15 protein-coding genes are annotated in these 17,491 nt (G+C 47.6%); 9 read left to right on the plus strand and 6 right to left on the minus strand.

The window, feature by feature from the left end; all coding sequences use genetic code 11:
* Positions 1–4 precede the first annotated feature (4 nt).
* Entirely contained in the window at positions 5–2,227 is a 2,223-nt protein-coding gene (locus tag ACUJFK_RS11365) for a ComEC/Rec2 family competence protein (RefSeq protein ID WP_445424921.1), read from the minus strand.
* Positions 2,228–2,252: 25 nt separating this feature from the next.
* On the opposite strand from ACUJFK_RS11365, the gene ACUJFK_RS11370 reads away from it, so the two are divergent.
* On the plus strand, positions 2,253–2,786 hold the full coding sequence (locus ACUJFK_RS11370) for a DUF2062 domain-containing protein (RefSeq protein WP_306178322.1): 534 nt from the start codon (positions 2,253–2,255) through the stop codon (positions 2,784–2,786).
* A 67-nt stretch (positions 2,787–2,853) separates the two neighbouring features.
* On the opposite strand, the gene ACUJFK_RS11375 is transcribed toward ACUJFK_RS11370, so the two are convergent.
* From ACUJFK_RS11375 to ACUJFK_RS11385, 3 genes are read right to left on the minus strand one after another with little or no spacing between them, the layout of a single operon-like run.
* Complete coding sequence (locus ACUJFK_RS11375) at positions 2,854–4,092, minus strand: lipoprotein-releasing ABC transporter permease subunit (RefSeq protein WP_445424922.1); 1,239 nt, start codon at positions 4,090–4,092, stop codon at positions 2,854–2,856.
* Positions 4,089–4,769, minus strand: coding sequence for a lipoprotein-releasing ABC transporter ATP-binding protein LolD (lolD, locus tag ACUJFK_RS11380; protein WP_445424923.1), 681 nt, complete (start codon positions 4,767–4,769; stop codon positions 4,089–4,091). Before lolD ends, ACUJFK_RS11375 begins: the two co-directional genes overlap by 4 nt.
* Entirely contained in the window at positions 4,762–5,961 is a 1,200-nt protein-coding gene (locus tag ACUJFK_RS11385) for a lipoprotein-releasing ABC transporter permease subunit (protein ID WP_445424924.1), read from the minus strand. Before ACUJFK_RS11385 ends, lolD begins: the two co-directional genes overlap by 8 nt.
* A gap of 108 nt (positions 5,962–6,069) precedes the next feature.
* Here ACUJFK_RS11385 and ACUJFK_RS11390 point away from each other — a divergent pair, with 108 nt between their 5' ends.
* The 6 genes from ACUJFK_RS11390 (at position 6,070) to ACUJFK_RS11415 (ending at position 13,199) form a co-directional block, all read left to right on the plus strand.
* Entirely contained in the window at positions 6,070–6,648 is a 579-nt protein-coding gene (locus ACUJFK_RS11390; protein WP_236129479.1) for a PilZ domain-containing protein, read from the plus strand.
* A gap of 63 nt (positions 6,649–6,711) precedes the next feature.
* A complete protein-coding gene (gene mfd, locus ACUJFK_RS11395) occupies positions 6,712–10,191 on the plus strand; it encodes a transcription-repair coupling factor (RefSeq protein ID WP_445424925.1) in 3,480 nt (1,159 codons plus the stop codon).
* A complete protein-coding gene (locus ACUJFK_RS11400) occupies positions 10,188–11,231 on the plus strand; it encodes a CsiV family protein (RefSeq protein WP_445424926.1) in 1,044 nt (347 codons plus the stop codon). The genes mfd and ACUJFK_RS11400 overlap by 4 nt, the downstream gene beginning before the upstream one ends.
* 81 nt (positions 11,232–11,312) lie before the next feature.
* On the plus strand, positions 11,313–11,819 hold the full coding sequence (locus ACUJFK_RS11405; RefSeq protein ID WP_445424927.1) for a DUF3087 family protein: 507 nt from the start codon (positions 11,313–11,315) through the stop codon (positions 11,817–11,819).
* Positions 11,820–11,835: 16 nt separating this feature from the next.
* On the plus strand, positions 11,836–12,771 hold the full coding sequence (gene ylqF / locus ACUJFK_RS11410) for a ribosome biogenesis GTPase YlqF (RefSeq protein ID WP_445424928.1): 936 nt from the start codon (positions 11,836–11,838) through the stop codon (positions 12,769–12,771).
* A gap of 11 nt (positions 12,772–12,782) precedes the next feature.
* The gene (locus tag ACUJFK_RS11415; RefSeq protein WP_445424929.1) at positions 12,783–13,199 is read left to right on the plus strand and encodes a BLUF domain-containing protein; all 417 of its coding nucleotides are present in this window, start codon (positions 12,783–12,785) and stop codon (positions 13,197–13,199) included.
* A 26-nt stretch (positions 13,200–13,225) separates the two neighbouring features.
* On the opposite strand, the gene ahr is transcribed toward ACUJFK_RS11415, so the two are convergent.
* The gene (gene ahr / locus ACUJFK_RS11420; RefSeq protein ID WP_229584227.1) at positions 13,226–14,227 is read right to left on the minus strand and encodes an NADPH-dependent aldehyde reductase Ahr; all 1,002 of its coding nucleotides are present in this window, start codon (positions 14,225–14,227) and stop codon (positions 13,226–13,228) included.
* Between the two features lie 368 nt (positions 14,228–14,595).
* Between ahr and ACUJFK_RS11425 the strand changes: the two genes are divergently transcribed.
* A complete protein-coding gene (locus tag ACUJFK_RS11425; protein ID WP_445424930.1) occupies positions 14,596–15,108 on the plus strand; it encodes a DUF1993 domain-containing protein in 513 nt (170 codons plus the stop codon).
* Between the two features lie 209 nt (positions 15,109–15,317).
* A complete protein-coding gene (gene rimO / locus ACUJFK_RS11430) occupies positions 15,318–16,721 on the plus strand; it encodes a 30S ribosomal protein S12 methylthiotransferase RimO (RefSeq protein WP_226750038.1) in 1,404 nt (467 codons plus the stop codon).
* A 69-nt stretch (positions 16,722–16,790) separates the two neighbouring features.
* Here the strand turns inward: rimO and ACUJFK_RS11435 are convergent, their stop codons facing one another.
* Positions 16,791–17,489, minus strand: a complete 699-nt coding sequence (locus ACUJFK_RS11435; protein WP_445424931.1) for a hypothetical protein — start codon at positions 17,487–17,489, stop codon at positions 16,791–16,793.
* Positions 17,490–17,491: the final 2 nt, after the last annotated feature.

Genomic DNA, 17,491 nt, shown 5'->3' on the forward strand with positions numbered 1-17,491 from the left:
TATTCTAGCGTGTTGAGGCAGAGGTTTCAGCTATTGCTGTCGGCTTTTCTGCCCAAGGGTAGTGTTTTTCTCTATTTTCTTGGCGAATGCGCAGTTTTTCAGCCGTAAATTCAATCTGCAAGCTGCCTTGTAACCCAGTATGATACAGCGGTAATTTCAATAAGTTAATCCGTTGTTGCACGCCAGCTTGTGGATAAGTATAAGGCCCTTGTGCGTTGGCCGCTAATAGCAATTGCCGTGGCGCTAAAGCTTGTAAAAAAGCTAATGAATTAGCGTTGGCGCGCCCATAATCTGCCAGTAAATAAATATCCGCGGTTAAATCAGCATACTGCTGCAATAATGCCCGCTCTTGAGCTTGTTGCAACTTACCTGGCAACAACAATTGCCAGCCTGCCATATCAACACTGAGCACACAGGGATCGGCTTTTGCTAATAACCAATGCCGAAAGCCAATGTCAGGATAAGCTGCAACTAATTCAGTACAGGTCTGTACTTCTGGTAATGCCGCTACCGCACTGTAAAATTTTGCCATTGGATAAGCGTGTTGAATTAACGCCAAGGCTGGCGCCATTTCTCGCTCAAGTGCCGGTATAATGACCGGCCCCAATTGCCGCAACCGTTGCTGTTGTAACAAAGGTAATACCTGCTGGCGTACCAGCCCTTCCAACTGTGTCGCAGGGGCATCTAAATATAAGATGGCGTTATGAGGTTTCTGTAATAATAATACCGTGCGCTGCCCGCTATCGATTAGCTGTAATTGCGGGTGAACATTCACCGGTAAACAGATCATTAATACCACCACAGTAAGCCATAACAGCCACAGAGAGCCCTTTACACGGCAGGCTAGCAGCATTGCTAAGGCCCCAGACAGTAAAAACGCTGTCAGGGGGGAGAGCTGAGGTAAACTCCACCACACTGCTTGAGAGGCACTCCATTCTAACCAAATCATTAAGGGAATAAACAACCCATCGGTTAACTGCCAGAGCCATTGAACATAAGGCAAGCCCGCCAAGCTCCAACAGACCGTGATCAATAAAAACGGGATCGCGAGCAACGTACACCAAGGGACAAACAACAGATTAGAGAGAATGGATAAGACACTAACACCCGAGAAAAAAGCCATGCTAATAAATGACATTAACAAGGTTAATGCTAATTGAAACCGCAACCAGTAACGTAATTTTGCCCAGCGCTGTGGCGCTGCAGGGGCTAAGCACCACAGCAGTAACACAATGCAGCCTACGGCTAACATCGACAACCAAAAACTATAACTGAGTAACCACAACGGATTGGCCAGGAGCAATAATGCCAATAACAGCAACCACGCTTGAGACTTGGCTAAGGGGCGCAGTAATAATCGGCTCAGCACAAAAATAGCCAAGGCCACGGCCGCGCGTAATGTTGGGATGGTAAAACCAGCCAACCAGCCATAGCCTAAAACCGGTAACAAACTGAGTAATAAAGCCAGCTCCACTTTAAATCGCCAGGGGCTAAGGCGCAACAAGCCGGTAAATAACAACAGGCTCCAACCAAAGACCAAGCCAAGGTGTAAACCCGAGATAGTTAAAATATGTCCCAAGCCACTGTGCCGGATCCCTTGCCACAATTGCGCATCAAATTGTCGCTCCGCTACAGTTAACGCTAACAGCAGTGGTGCACTGCTAAGGGATGCAGTCGACGTTTTTAGCTGGGTAATGATGGTTTCTCTGGCTAACGCAGGGGCCTGTAATAAGATGACCGGCTGCTCTGGCAACACATATCCCTCGCCAATCACACCTTGCAATAAGGCTTGCAGCGAACGAGGCCGTGACAGTGGAGTCCAACTCTGTGCTACCGGTCGCAATTTTAATGGTAAACGCCAAAGTTGATTATTTTCAAGGCTTGGAGCTTGTCGCCAGCGCACAGAGAGCAGATACTGATTGTATGAACTTTGCTGTAGTTGCAGTTTCACTGTTAAATCACCAATGCCGTGATCGCTCCAACTGACAATCCGCACATCGTGATAGCTGCTTGCTGAGTTTAACAACGCATTTTGTGCCTGCCAGTATGCAGACAACTGCCAATGCCAACTGACTATAAACGCGCAGCAACCGGCTAAAAAAAACAGCCGAAAGCGGCAGCTGACTAGAAAAGCCGCTAGAAAAATATATTGAAAAAAAGCTGGCGGAAGCGGTAAAAATAACGACAATAGGCAGCCAGCTAATACACCTGTGCAAAAGTGTTGCATGTTTACTTTTCGTAAATAGGTTGTAATGCCAAAGAAGACTATTAAGAAATATTTACCATCTCCAGAAAAAATCAAGCAGATGAAGTTATTAAATCTGTTCGGTTCGATGCTGCACGATGGTAATTTATGGCACTTAAACCGCCGCTCTGCGCGCGGCGCTTTTGCTGTCGGTCTTTTTTGGGCCTGGATGCCCTTTCCTTTTCAAATGCTATTCTCGGCGCTGATGGCCGTACCCTTACGCGTTAATTTACCGTTAAGTGTGGCGTTAGTGTGGATTTCAAACCCGCTCACCATGCCGGTGATGCTGTATCTCTGTTATCTAATTGGCAGTGTGGTACTTAAAGCACCTGCCGAGCCCTTTGCTTTTGAAGCTTCGTTTGGTTGGTTGTGGCATAGCATGCAAACCATCGGTAAACCTTTACTAACCGGCTGTTTATTAATGGGCATTACCGCCAGCATTGTTGGCTATTTTGCCATTGACTGGTTATGGCGTTTATCGGTAAAGAAAGAAAAGCTCGCGCGCTTGTTACGGCATAAAAATCGCCTAAAACAAAACTAAGGGTTTAATTAGTATTGCTTTAGGCAGAGAGTCACTAAAAAGTGCGAATAAAACACAACAGGGGTTGTTATCGTTGTCCCAACACGTTTGCCGGTTGCACCCGACTAGCACGAAATGCCGGATACAGCGTCGATAATAAACTTAAGCCCAATGCCAACAGCACCGTAACGACCACATCCTGCCACAGCAATAACGACGGCACGTAATCGATAAAGTAGATGCTCGGATCTAATAACGATTTGCCAAGTGTCGAGGTTACAAAAGCAAAGATCGGCTCAATGTAATGTGCCAGTAACACGCCAACAACAGCCCCGCCTAAGGTGCCAACCAAACCATTTAGCCAGCCTAGTAACATAAAGGTTTTAATTAATGCCGCCGGTCGCATGCCCATGGTTAGCAAAATGGCAATATCCGATTCTTTTTCCCGCACAGCCATCACCAAGGTCGCGACAATATTAAAGCAGGCCACGGCGATCACCAGCGACAACACCAAATATAAAATGGCGCGCACCATTTGTATATCTTGATAAACATGGCCTTGGCTACGAAACCAATCGAGCAGATAGACATAATCATCCGACAACTGCCCGAGTTGCCGTGCCATGGCCGGTGCCTCAAAGATATCGTCTAAACGAAAGGCTAAACCGTGTACGGTGTCTTCTGGCATAGCTAAAAAATCGGCTAATGCATCCAAACCCAGCCACGCTTGGCTATAATCGAGTTGCCCGCCCACCCCAATAATGGCACTGACACTCAGCACTCGATTAGAATAACTGGCTAAACGACCATCATCGGTAAAACGAGGAAGCATTAATTGCACATTATCACCGACCTGCAAACCCAGTGCCGCGGCAATACCGCTGCCTAGCACAACTTGCTCTGCCGCCAAGTTCTCTAGGCTGCCGCTTTGTAAGTAAGTGGCGAAGTCACTGAGTTGCTGTTCAAGTTGCAAATCAATACCACGCAGCTGTACCGCTTTAATTTGGCTCCCAGCACGCAGCATGCCGTTGGCTTTAATATAAGGTGCGCCCGCTATTACGCCTTTTACAGCACTTAAGCGCGGTAGCTTGCTTTGCCATTGCTGTAAGTTATTTTCCACTGACTCTAATTCAACATGCGGGATCACCGCCAACAAACGCTGTTTTAGTGCCTGCTCAAAACCATTCATCACCGACAGCGCTAAAATTAAAATCGCTACGCCTAAGCCAATACCCCAGGTCGATGAAGCCGAAATAAAGCGAATAAAGCCACTGGTATGGCGAGTATTGCGATAACGTCGCGCCAGTTGCCAAACGAGAGCATTCATGGCGCAGGCTCCAAACGACCATCTGTCATCAAATAATGTTTGTCTAAGCGAGCCGCTAAGGCACGATCGTGGGTCACCACCACAAAGCTGGTGGCAAATTCACGATTGAGCTCACGTAACAATTGATAAATAGACTCTGCGGTTTGCTGATCTAAATTACCGGTGGGCTCATCGGCTAAAATTAGAGCGGGTTTAGTCACCAATGCCCGAGCAATAGCAACGCGTTGCCGCTCGCCGCCGCTTAATTCAGACGGCTTATGGGTTAAACGATGCGCCAAGCCCACTCGGCTTAGCAAAGCGGTGGCGGCGGCATTCGCTTCGACAGGGGCTTGCCCACGGATCAGTAAGGGCATGGCCACGTTTTCAACCGCCGTAAAATCCATTAACAAATGGTGGAACTGATAAATAAAACCCAGTTTTTCATTACGCAAGCTGGCTTTTTGATTGGCGCTGAGCTTAGCAATCTGTTGTCCAGCGATCTGCACATTGCCACTGTCTGGCGTATCTAAAGTGCCTAAAATATGCAATAAGGTACTTTTGCCAGAGCCTGAACTGCCCACAATGGCCACCATTTGAGCTTTGGCAATGGTTAAATTAACCTGATGCAACACCTCGGTGACCTGCTGGCCATCACGGTAAGTTTTACAAATTTGATAGGCTTCAAGAACATTATTCATCGCGTAATACTTCCGCCGGATTAATTTTTACCGCACGCCAAGCTGGATACAACACGGCGAGCAAGGTTAAGCCAATAGCACTAATGAAGATGGTGGCAATTTGGCTGGCATCCATTAACACAGGTAATTGAATACCACCTGCAACTTGGAAATTGAACAGATCTAATAACGCATTAAGCTGCCAACTGACTAACACGCCAGCTATCACACCAAGCACAGCACCGAGCAACCCGTTAAATAAACCTTGTATGGCAAACACAAAAAATAGCGCGCGGTCGGTCATGCCTTGGGTTTTTAAAATCGCCACTTCTGCTTGTTTCTCGGTAACCATCATCACTAAGGCTGACACAATGTTAAAGGCCGCCACAGCGACAATCAGTAATAACATCAGCCACATCATGGCTTTTTCCATGGCCACTGCCGCAAATAATTTTCCATGGCTCTGCCGCCAATCTTGCACTGAGCCTATTTGCGTATCAGCTGATAATTGCTCAGCTAACAACGGCGCTTGAAAAGGCTCTAATAAACTGACCCGCCAACTCGGCGTGCGCTCGGCAACCGGCAATAACCGCATTAAATCTTCTTGCGCCGTGATCGCGATAACACTATCCACTTCAGAGCCGGTATCAATAATTCCAGCGACGGTAAATAAGCGCTGGCGTGGCATCCAGCCTAAGGGCGTATGGCTGCCACCTTGCGCTAATAGTACCCGAATTTGTTGCCCTAAATGCACATCCAGCTGTTCGGCTAAACCGCGGCCGAGCATAATGCTATAACGCTGCTCGCTTAATGTTTGCCAATCGCCCAGTGCTAAAGATTGTCTTAAAAACTGCGGTAACTGCTCAGGTGTTAAGCCTTGCAGCATCACGGCCGTTAATTGCCGAGGCGCTTGCACTAAGGCTTCAGTTTGCAGAAATGGGGTAATATCCAACACCTTGGCTTGTTGTTGTAAGTGTTGTTGCCAGCGGGTATCCCCCTGTGGCGCTTCCACAATAAGATGGGGCACCACGCCTAAGATACGACGCTTTAATTCCGCCTCAAAGCCGTTCATAACCGAGCTGACAATGGTTAACGCCATCACCCCAAGTAAAATACCGGCAACAGAAAACAGGGTGATAAACGAAATAAAGGCATTACCCTTGCGACTTTGGCTATAACGTAAGCCAATAAACAGGCTGACTGGAAGGTGCATGTGAATTTTCAGGACTTTACCTAGGTTAGATGATAAATTAGCGCAAAAGTGGTGCCGATAATAGTGATAATTCGGTGCAATGACAAGCACCAACCCGGGAGAACCCAGATGAGCTCTGAACTGGATAGCCTAGCCGAAGATTTTCAACAGTATTTCAAAGTTGAGCATCGCATTGCCATTAATGTGGTACCACTGAGTACGCCTCTGCCAAGCGAAGCAGACTTTACGGCGGCCATCCCCGAGCCTTTTTTGTTAGCCGGGAATGTGGGCCAACTGAATATGAATGCACTGCGCTCGTTACAACGCGTCGGTGAATTAGCCGAAGAGTTAGCGAACTACTTGCAACAGCAAGCAAAAAAGCTCGATTTGCTGCTGCATTACGTTTTACAACAACAAGATGTTGCGGCGTATCGCCATCATACGCAAAGCTACGGTGGTGCTGGCCTCACCTTTAAGACTGATCGCGCCATGCCAGCACTGCAAGCAGTTGAAGTGAAGTTATTTCTTGCTGACAATGCTGGGGCGGTTTTTTGTTTTGGTCAAGTATTAAGCGCTGAACAAACCACAGATGGCTATCTGATCAAAGTGGTGTTTAAACTGATCCGTGATGAAGATCGCGAATTGCTAGTGCGCGCCAGTTTGCAGCAGCAAGCCCGACAATTAAAATTAAAAGCGGAGCAGCGCTGAACTAGCAGCGCCAAATCACTGTAACAGCCAACGCGATTAATCAGGATACGAGTTTATAATTCAATGAGTGTTTTTCCTTCGATACCGCAATTACGCGGCGCTACTGATCAGCAAGCATGGGGCCAACTGACTGGCGCTGCCTTACCTCTAGCCATCAGCAGCTATGTCACACAGCAACAAGGTGTCTGTGTCTTAGTGGTACAAGACACCCCTGCAGCGATGCGTTTAGAGCAAGAGTTAACGGTCTTTCTTGACCCCGCCAAGTGCCCCATTCTCACGCTGCCCGATTGGGAAACCCTGCCCTATGATATGTTTTCGCCGCATCAGGACATTATTTCTCAGCGTTTAACCACGCTGTATCAATTGCCTCGGCTCAGTCATGCCTTAGTGATAGTGCCGGTGAGTACCTTGTTATTGAAAATTGCTGGTCGTGCCCATTTAGAGCAACACAGTTTTATTCTGGCCGAGCAACAACAAACCGATTTAAGTGCCTTTAAGCAGCAATTGGCCGCGGTGGGCTATCGACATGTCGATCAAGTTATGGAGCATGGCGAGTTCTCTGTTCGTGGCTCATTACTAGACTTGTATCCGATGGGCGCAACGCAGCCTTATCGCATCGACTTTTTTGATAATGAAGTGGATGCCATTCGCACCTTTGATCCTGACACGCAGCGCAGTTTAGATAAAGTAAAACAGATTTCGCTTTTGCCGGCACATGAGTTTCCAACCGACAAGGCGGCGATTGAACGCTTTCGTTTGCGTTATCGCGAACGCTTTGCCGCTCGCAATGAAAAAGAATCCTTATATCAGCAAGTCACCCAAGGTATTTTACCGGCCGGTATTGAATATTATTTACCGCTGTTTGCTGAAGATACCTCAAGTTTATTCAGTTACTTACCGGCTAACTCGCATATTTTAACCTGTGGTGATATCGAGCACAGCGCCAATCAGTTTTGGCTAGAGTTAAAACGTCGCTATCAAGATCGCGCCATTGATTTACTGCGGCCCATTTTACAACCCACCGAATTGTATTTAGCCACCGATGAGCTGTTTGCCGCGCTAAAAGCTTACCCTAGGTTACGTTTAAGCCGTGCAGAGTTACCGCTTAAAAATGGTCACATCAATGCGCCGATTGCTAACCTGCCTGATCTTAATATTAATCATCAGCTGAAAAATCCGTTAGAAGCCCTGTTAAACTTTTTAACGGCGCTAAAAAAGCAGCAAGGCCGCGCGCTATTTTTAGTGGAAAGTGAAGGTCGTCGTGAAAGTTTATTGCAGCTGCTGCACAAGGCCGCCGTGCATCTGCCGCAAACCAGTAGCTTGGCGCAGTTTTTAACGCAACAGCAAGATATTGCCGTGTTGGTCGGAACCCTGGATCAAGGTACTTTCGTTAACACCACACCGCCGCTAGCCCTGATCAGCGAAAACGAGCTATTTGGCCAAAAAATTAGCCAGCGCAGGCGTCGTAAGAAAAGCCAGCAAATTTCTTCCGATACCATCATTCGTAATCTGGCCGAATTAAGCCTGGGTCAACCTATTGTGCATTTACAACATGGTATTGGCCGTTATCAAGGCTTGCAGGTGCTGGATGCTAATGGCATTAGTGCTGAGTTTGTGACCATTGAATATGCCGGCAGTAGCAAACTGTATGTACCGGTGTCATCACTGCATCTGTTAAGTCGTTACTCAGGCAGCGATGCCGAACATGCCCCCTTGCACAAACTCGGTAATGATACTTGGGAAAAAGCCCGCCGTAAAGCTGCTGAGAAGGTACGTGATGTTGCAGCAGAATTACTCGATGTCTATGCGCAGCGTGCCGCTCATCAGGGCCATGCCTTTAAACTGGATGAAAATGACTATGCGGCCTTTGCCGACAGCTTCCCGTTTGAAGAAACAGCCGATCAGCTCGACGCCATTAACGCCGTATTGCAGGATATGCAGCAACCGCAACCGATGGATCGCCTAGTGTGTGGTGATGTCGGCTTTGGTAAAACCGAAGTGGCTATGCGCGCCGCCTTTGTTGCGGTTAACGGCGGTAAGCAAGTGGCTTTGTTGGTACCAACTACCTTACTTGCACAACAACATTTTGAAAACTTTAAAGATCGTTTTGCTAACTGGCCGGTGCGAGTTGAGGTACTGTCTCGTTTTGTTAGCCCCAAAGCCCAAAAAGCCATTTTAGAAGATGTCAGTAACGGTAAAGTTGATATTGTTATTGGTACGCACAAGCTGCTGCAAGATGATATTAAACTGCACGATTTAGGCCTGCTGATTGTCGATGAAGAACACCGTTTTGGTGTACGCCAAAAAGAGAAAATTAAAGCGCTGCGCGCCAACATTGATATTTTAACCTTAACCGCCACGCCCATTCCGCGTACGCTGAATATGTCTATGTCGGGCATGCGTGATCTGTCGATTATCGCCACCCCACCCGCGCGGCGTTTAGCCGTGAAAACCTTTGTGCGCGAATACGAAAACGGCTTGCTACGCGAAGCGGTGATGCGCGAGATCTTACGGGGTGGTCAGGTCTACTTTTTACACAATGATGTTGCCTCTATCGAAAAAATGGCAGCCGATTTACAAGAGCTGATCCCTGAAGCGAATATCGCCATTGCCCATGGGCAGCTACGTGAACGCGAGCTCGAACAAATTATGGCTGATTTTTATCATCAGCGTTTTAACCTGTTACTGTGCTCCACTATTATCGAAACCGGCATCGATGTGCCCACAGCCAATACCATCATTATTAACCGTGCGGATAATTTTGGCTTGGCGCAGTTACATCAATTGCGGGGTCGGGTTGGCCGCTCCCATCACCAGGCCTATGCTTATTTAATGACCCCGCCGCCCAAGCGTTTATCTAAAGATGCCGAAAAACGCTTAGAAGCCATCGCCAGTTTAGAAGATTTGGGTGCCGGTTTTGCTTTAGCGACGCACGATTTAGAAATTCGTGGCGCAGGTGAGTTATTAGGCGATGAGCAAAGTGGTCAAATTGAATCGGTCGGTTTTAGTTTGTATATGGAAATGCTCGAAGAAGCCGTGCAAGCCTTAAAAGCTGGGCGAGTACCCAGCCTTGAAGCCATGCTCAGCCAACAAACTGAAATGGATTTAAAACTGCCTGCGCTGTTTCCAGAGAGCTATATTCCTGATGTCAATTTACGGCTATCATTTTATAAAAAACTGGCCAGTGCCAAAAATCCAGAAGAGATCGATGAAGTTCAGGTCGAGTTAATCGACCGTTTCGGATTATTACCCGATGCGGCGAAAAACTTAGTGGCCGTTGCTGAGTTAAAATTGCAAGCACAGGCACTGGGTATTAAACGGATAGAAGCCAATAGCAAAGGTGGTGTGGTAGAATTCGCCGAGAAAACCTTGGTCAATCCAAGTTACATTATTACGTTGATCCAAACCCAATCGCGCGTCTTTAAACTGGAAGGCGGGCAAAAACTGCGTTTTAGTATTGCCGCAGAGGATCATAAAGATCGACTCAGCCTCATCAGCTCGATGTTGGCTGACTTTACCAAACATAAGGTAGGAAACGCATGAAAGTTCGGCTATTGCTGACCGGATGTCTGTTACTGAACACCATGCTGCTGCAAGCCAATGAGCGCTGGTTTGAAGTAGAACTGATTGTTTTTGAACGCACAGGCGATAGCCAATTACGCGAACATTTTCCCGAGCAGGTTACGCCAATTCGCTTGGGCCGCATTATTGATTTGGTCTCACCCTTGTATAATCCGAGCATTCAGCCTTTAGTCAGTGCTTTAGAAGATTGCAGCCCTGCACCGCTGCATACGGCGCCAAGCGGCGTGTTCCCTACCAATTGGCAGGCACCGCAAAAACTGTTTTGCCAACAGGAAACCCAGCCGTTGGCTTGGCAGCGTCTGGCGTTGTTTCCTGAAAAATGGCTCAGCCATAAGGTGCCTTGGCCCTCACGGCTGCCCCATACCTTAGCCGGTCGCGGTGAGTTTCAAGGCGTGCCCTTTTTAGCCGAGCCTGAAGCCTTTGCTTTAACTGATGTGGTCGCTAAACTGCGCCGACAACGCCAGCAACAAGTGCTGTTGCATACGGTATGGCGTCAAGCACCTGTCACCGAGCGCCGAGCGATCCCCAGCCGTTGGTTTGCCGGTGAAAACTTCAGCCAGCGTTTTGATTATTGGGGACAGCCCATCACCTCTGAGCAAGATGATACCCCGGTGAATGACACCCAAGCTGCGGCCAATGCCAGCGACGTGACCAGCGTGCTTGAGCAAATTAATAGCCGCCGCCAACAACTGGCCGCGGGTGTGTCGTTGGATCAACCCAGCACGGCGGCAATCGACAATAGCAGCAACGTACAAAGCCAGGCCAATTTACCGACGGAAGTATGGCAACTGGATGGTTTATTTAAACTGCATTTAGATCATTATCTGTTTGTCAATACAGACTTTAATCTGCGCAGAATGCATAATGGCGCCCTACAAAGTATCAATGTGAAACAAAGCCGACGGGTGATCAGTGGCGAAATTCATTATCTGGATCATCCTAAATTAGGCATAATACTGCAAATTCGCCGTTATCAACCGCCTGAAGTCGCACAGCCATAACCTAGATTGCGCCGTAGTTTGCCCTTTGTCGGGCTGCGGCGTGTCGTTGGTTCAACCCCGCTAACAAATGAACGAGTCATCATGCAATTACGTGTTATTGAAAAACATCGCTATCGCCAACGGCTAAACCGCATCACTGTTTCAAGCATTATCGCATTGTTACTGATCAGTTTAGGCAGCTCGACCTTACTGATCGCACTGTTCGCCACCGGATCAGGTTCAAATTTTTGGCTAAATTTTAGTGGTGTGGTGATCGGCTGTTTAGTGGTCGGCTTCAGTTTGAAACGTTTAAAAACGCATCCCTATTTTCATGATGTGGCCTACATTTGGGATCTGAAACACGAATTAAATTTAATCCAACGTAAGCAACGTGCCATAGACGCGGCCGCCGAGCAAAATGATGTCATTGCGCTATTAATATTGGCGTACAGCTACGAAGCATCAAAACTGGTGTGGCAATTGGATGATAATACCTTGATGATGTCCGAGCTCAATTTGGCCGCCAACAAACTGCAAGATAAACTGAACGCGGCAGGCTTAAGCATCAACCTAGCCGATTATCGTCGCGAATTACTGGCGCGTTTTTAACGCCAAAGGAACTGTCATGTCTATTAACTGGTTTCCGGGCCATATGCACAAAGCCCGCAAAGAAATCGCCGAAGTAATGCCGCAAGTCGATATCATTATCGAAATGCTCGATGCCCGTATTCCGTTCTCCAGTGAAAACCCGCTGGTGCCGCAACTGCGCGGTAATACGCCCTGTATTAAAGTGTTAAACAAAGCCGATCTGGCCGATCCTGCGCTTACCCAGCGTTGGGTTCAGCACTTTGACAGTCAAAGCGGCGTGAAAGCCATCCCGATCAGTCAGCAAAATCCTGAACATATTCGCGCCCTATTACAGCTGTGTAATGACATGCTGCCAGAGCGTAACCTGGAGATCCGAGGCGCTCGTGCTATGATTATGGGGATACCTAACGTGGGTAAGTCCACGTTAATTAATACCCTCGCTGGGCGGACTATCGCCAAAACCGGCAACGAAGCTGGCGTGACCAAAACACAGCAGCGTATTAAGCTGGATAACAATGTGATTTTAACCGACACGCCGGGCTTTTTATGGCCGAAACTGAGCCCGCCTACCTGTGGCTATCGCTTAGCCGTTACCGGCGCCATCAAAGATACGGTGTTTGAGTATGCCGATATTGCGCTGTTTGCGGCTGATTATTTGTTACAAGCCTACCCTACTGCAGTGATGCAGCGCTTTGATTTAACCGAGCAACCGGAAAATGATCTGGCGCTATTAGATGCGATTGGCATTCGTCGTGGCTGTATGCGCAAAGGTGGCGTTGTCGATCTAGAAAAAGCCGGCACTATCCTGATCACTGAACTGCGCGCCGGTAACTTAGGCCCCATTACGCTAGAAACCCCAGAGATGGTTAGCCAAGAGCAAATTGATGCCAAGGCCGATGAAGCGGCGAAAGCCAAAGACAAAGCCGAGCGAGAAGCCGAGCGTAAACGCAAAGCGCAACGTAAATACCGATAATTGAGATCAGCATGCCAGAGCAACCGTTATTACAACTTGCCTATGTCAGTACTGCCCAAACGGACATAACCGCTGACTGTATTGCTGGAATTCATCAGCAAGCAGAGCGTAATAATCGGTTACACCACATCACCGGTTTGCTGCTCGCCACGGAGCAGCATTTTTTACAACTGCTTGAAGGGCCAAAACGGGATGTTGAGCTCACTTATGCGCGGATCCAACGGGATAAGCGGCATCACCACGTGCGATTGATTTTTCAAAATACCGTCAGCGAACGGCAATTTCCTGAATGGCATATGGGGCTGCGTCGTAGTTTTGATCAAGCAGAACATGAAGATGTGACAGCCATTGTTAATTTGTATGGCCAGCGTTCGCAATTTTCTGCCCAGCATGGCGCAGCGTTAGTCTTGCTGTTAAGCTCGTTGTAAGCCGCTTAACAGCAAGTTAAAGTGGTTTAACGTTCTAACACGATACGATAACGCGCTTTACCACTTTCGAGGTGCGCTAAGGCTTCGTTGATCTGACTAAATTTAAAGGTTTCAACCACCGGTTTAATGTCATGTTGCACGGCAAAATCGAGCATCTTGGCAATGGTTGCAGGGCTTCCCACCGGTGAGCCTGATACCGAACGCTGCGCCATAATCAAACTAAACACATTCAAATCTAACGGCTCTAGCGTTGCGCCGACAAAATGCAAACGGCCCTTCGGTTTTAAAGTACCTAAATACAAGTTCCAATCAAGCTTCACATTGACGGTAGAAATAATAAAATCAAACTTGCCAGCCGCTTGCTCAATGTCTGCGGCGCTGCGAGAATTAATGCAATGATGCGCACCTAATTCTTTCGCTTCAGCGGCTTTACTGTCGCTCGAAGTAAAAGCCGTGACTTCACAGCCCCAAGCCCGTAAAAACTGCAAGCCCAAATGCCCTAAGCCACCAATACCAATAACCGCCACTTTATCGGTTGGCTTAACGTCAAACTGCACCATCGGGTTAAACACCGTAATACCACCGCAAAACAACGGGCCTGCGGTTTTTGCATCCATGCCCTCTGGCAATGGGATCACCGCACTGGCATTGGCCCGTACTTTATCGGCAAAGCCACCATGATGGGCTACGATAGTACCTTGCGCACTGGCGCAAAGGTTGTGATCGCCACTACCACAGGTGCTACAGACCTTACAGTAATCAGAATGCCAGCCTAAGCCGACCACTTGCCCTATTTTTAAGTGGGTCACATCGGCGCCAACCGCAGCAATGCGGCCCACCACTTCATGCCCAGCCACCAGCGGGTAACTCGACATACCCCATTCATTATTTAACATTGAAATGTCAGAGTGACAGATGCCGCAATAATCCACATCAATCTCGACTTGATCGCGCGCTAATGCGCCTGGATCATATTGCCAAGGTTCAAGTTTGCCATGGGCTTTCATTGCAGCGTATGCGTTAATCATAAAAACTCCTGTGTGCTAAAAAATCCAACAGTGCAAAGTACAGTGCTAAGTATTAACCAGATCTCAAGAATTGCTTGTTAAATTTTGGAATAAGCACCTCAAGCACTGATTACGGCTATTTTGTGCTGTCAATCGTTGAAAATGGCTAAAGGCGCCAGATATTCACTTTAAACTTCTGTTTATTTACCAAACCACAACCCTCGATGGCAAATAAAGAAATCACGCCGTAACATTGTTAAACGCACAAAAACACCGCATAGTGCAGCAACATCTAACGTAACAGCTATGAACAAAACCGCGGCCAATACCAACTGACCATTTAAGCTGTTCTATCACACTGATTATTAACCCAGCCCGAGGCCAACCCCATGTATTTTCAATTGAGCATTACCCAAGCCACTAAAATGTTACAAAACCTACAGCACATCTTAGACAAAAGCAGCGCTTATGCACTTAGCAAAAAAATTGATATGAGCGTGCTGTTAAATGCGCGTTTAGCCCCTGACCAATTTCCGTTGATCCGCCAAGTACAAATTGCCTGTGATACCGCGAAGCTCGGTGCCGCGCGCTTGACCAACCAAGTCGAACATGCACCTAAGCATGCCGATGACGAAAGTACACTTGAGCAACTTACGCAGCGCATCAATGACACTGTCGCGTACTTAGCCAGCTTTAAAGAAACCGACTTTGCCAGCGCCGCCACGCAGCACGTCAGTCAGCCCCGTTGGGAAGGAAAATACCTGACCGGTGAAGAATTTTTAATGCAACATGTACTGCCTAATTTATATTTTCATATCACCACTGCTTATGCCATCTTGCGCCATAACGGTGTGGATGTCGGTAAAAAAGACTATTTAGGCGCAATGCCTTACAAAGTTTAACCCCCCCTCTTCGATCATGCGGGCGATGCCCGTATGATCTTATTTCATCCGCAACGCCTTTACGCATCAATAAAGCCTGCTTCGCCTTATTTTCCGCTGCAATAACTGACACCAGTGTTCATTTTTTAGTCAGCAACCCCTGTAACTTTGCTACGTATCAGGTATAATCCGCCGACTTTTTTCAGGCAACGCCCAATCTAAGAGACACTATGACTGTTCAAACCTTTGATCCAAGCCAAACCACGACCCTCGATACGCCTCGCAAAAGCCTGACTGACCAAGCCGGCAGCGCGCACAAGGGCAACAATACCATCGGCTTTGTGAGCTTAGGCTGTCCAAAAAACTTGGTCGATTCTGAGCGGATCTTAACGCAATTAAAAGCTGAAGGTTATAACATCGTACCCAGCTATGATGATGCCCAGTTAGTTATAGTAAACACCTGCGGCTTTATTGATTCGGCCGTACAAGAGTCACTGGAAACCATCGGCGAAGCCTTAGCCGAAAACGGCAATGTGATTGTCACCGGCTGTTTAGGCGCGCGCGAAGATGAAATTCGTCAAGTGCACCCGAACGTGCTGGGCATTACTGGACCGCACAGTTATGAAAACGTGTTAAAGCAAGTTCACGAGTTTGTACCCAAGCCAAAATACGATCCCTTCACCATGCTGGTACCGGATCACGGAGTTAAACTTACCCCTAAACACTATGCCTATTTAAAAATTTCGGAAGGTTGTAATCACCGCTGTACCTTCTGCATTATTCCATCGATGCGCGGTGATTTAGTCAGCCGGCCGGTGGGTGAAGTGTTAGATGAAGCGCAGCGCTTAAAAAATGCGGGCGTAAAAGAGCTACTGATCATTTCACAAGACACCAGCGCTTATGGCGTAGATGTGAAACACCGCACCGGCTTTTGGAATGGCCAACCGGTGAAAACCTCGATGCAGTCACTGTGTGAAGCACTTGGTGAAATGGGTATTTGGGTGCGGTTGCACTACGTTTATCCTTACCCGCATGTTGACGATATTATCCCGTTAATGGCTGAAGGTAAGGTGTTACCTTATTTAGATATCCCGTTTCAACATGCCAGCCCGCGCATCTTAAAACTAATGAAGCGCCCAGGCCAAGCCGAACGTGTATTAGAGCGCATTAAAAAATGGCGCACTATCTGCCCAGAGCTGACCATCCGTTCAACCTTTATTGTCGGCTTCCCAGGTGAAACCGAAGAAGATTTCCAAATGTTACTTGACTGGTTAGATGAAGCGCAGCTTGATCGCGTAGGCTGTTTTAAATACAGCCCGGTCGAAGGTGCAAAAGCCAATGAGCTTGCTGACCCTGTGCCACAAGCGGTAATGGACGAGCGTTACGATCGCTTTATGTTAAAACAACAAGCGATCAGTGCGGCGCGGTTACAAGCGAAAGTGGGCAAAACCATTAAAGTACTGATTGATGAAGTTGACGCAGAAGGTGCCATTGGCCGCAGTTTTGCTGATGCGCCAGAAATTGATGGTGCGGTGTATTTAAACGGTTTAACTAACGTCAAACCTGGCGATCTGATTGATGCAGTAGTAGACGAAGCCGATGAATATGACTTATGGGCGTCGATTGCAGAATAATTATTGCAGATGTACAAAATACTAACAGGCAGCTCCGGCTGCCTGTTTTTTTCGCATGACGCACCACGATTAGCGAAACGATTTAAATAGCTCTGCCATATACTCAGCCGCAGCCTCTGCTGTGGCAAATTGCGCCGCTTTTGCCCCTTCAATTTGTAATGTGTACAAATAACGGGGCGTTACCGCGCGAGCAAACCACAGCCCATCTTCAGCTTTTTGCGCATCACTACCAATACAAATACTATAACGCGGGGTGTTAGCTTGATAAGTAGCATGCCATACCGGTAAGCCCGTCTGCTCTAAATAATTTAGGCAGTTGCGATAAAGCTGTAATTGCAAATCAATGTTGGCTTGCAGCGCTTTTTTAAAAAAAGCTTTTTGAGTGGCATCCGCCTCAGCCCGATCCCAGCGTGGCAAAGCGGGCATCACATCCAGATCTAAAGCCATTACCGAAAATGTCCAAACGCTCTGTTGATCAGCACTCATAAAAGTTGAGGATGCTGTAGGTAACACCGCATCACAATCCCAATAGTGCTCGCTAATCGCTTCATCAATTAAGGCGTTAGGCAACAACGTAAATAAATCAGTAAAATGAGGGCAATCTATTAATAGGGTGTTTTCATCCACCTCTGGCGAATCGTCACTGTAGGTTTCATTTATTGCTAGCGGCTGTGCAGACGGCTCGACCACACTTTGTGCATTAATTGCCCCAGAGCAGGCAACCAACCACAGCAAAGTCCACAACCACCCCCTTTTGTTTATCGTCATGC

The sequence above is a fragment of the Alishewanella sp. HL-SH06 genome, assembly GCF_052656265.1.

Excerpts from the sequence above, each read along its gene's own strand:
- rimO (WP_226750038.1), top strand. The coding sequence starts at position 15,318 with ATGACTGTTCAAACCTTTGATCCAAGCCAAACCACGACCCTCGATACG.
- ACUJFK_RS11415 (WP_445424929.1), top strand. The coding sequence starts at position 12,783 with ATGCCAGAGCAACCGTTATTACAACTTGCCTATGTCAGTACTGCCCAA.
- ACUJFK_RS11425 (WP_445424930.1), top strand. The coding sequence starts at position 14,596 with ATGTATTTTCAATTGAGCATTACCCAAGCCACTAAAATGTTACAAAAC.
- ACUJFK_RS11390 (WP_236129479.1), top strand. The coding sequence starts at position 6,070 with ATGAGCTCTGAACTGGATAGCCTAGCCGAAGATTTTCAACAGTATTTC.
- lolD (WP_445424923.1), bottom strand. The coding sequence starts at position 4,769 with ATGAATAATGTTCTTGAAGCCTATCAAATTTGTAAAACTTACCGTGAT.
- ylqF (WP_445424928.1), top strand. The coding sequence starts at position 11,836 with ATGTCTATTAACTGGTTTCCGGGCCATATGCACAAAGCCCGCAAAGAA.
- ACUJFK_RS11400 (WP_445424926.1), top strand. The coding sequence starts at position 10,188 with ATGAAAGTTCGGCTATTGCTGACCGGATGTCTGTTACTGAACACCATG.
- ACUJFK_RS11435 (WP_445424931.1), bottom strand. The coding sequence starts at position 17,489 with ATGACGATAAACAAAAGGGGGTGGTTGTGGACTTTGCTGTGGTTGGTT.
- ACUJFK_RS11370 (WP_306178322.1), top strand. The coding sequence starts at position 2,253 with ATGCCAAAGAAGACTATTAAGAAATATTTACCATCTCCAGAAAAAATC.
- mfd (WP_445424925.1), top strand. The coding sequence starts at position 6,712 with ATGAGTGTTTTTCCTTCGATACCGCAATTACGCGGCGCTACTGATCAG.
- ACUJFK_RS11365 (WP_445424921.1), bottom strand. The coding sequence starts at position 2,227 with ATGCAACACTTTTGCACAGGTGTATTAGCTGGCTGCCTATTGTCGTTA.
- ACUJFK_RS11405 (WP_445424927.1), top strand. The coding sequence starts at position 11,313 with ATGCAATTACGTGTTATTGAAAAACATCGCTATCGCCAACGGCTAAAC.
- ACUJFK_RS11375 (WP_445424922.1), bottom strand. The coding sequence starts at position 4,092 with ATGAATGCTCTCGTTTGGCAACTGGCGCGACGTTATCGCAATACTCGC.
- ACUJFK_RS11385 (WP_445424924.1), bottom strand. The coding sequence starts at position 5,961 with ATGCACCTTCCAGTCAGCCTGTTTATTGGCTTACGTTATAGCCAAAGT.
- ahr (WP_229584227.1), bottom strand. The coding sequence starts at position 14,227 with ATGATTAACGCATACGCTGCAATGAAAGCCCATGGCAAACTTGAACCT.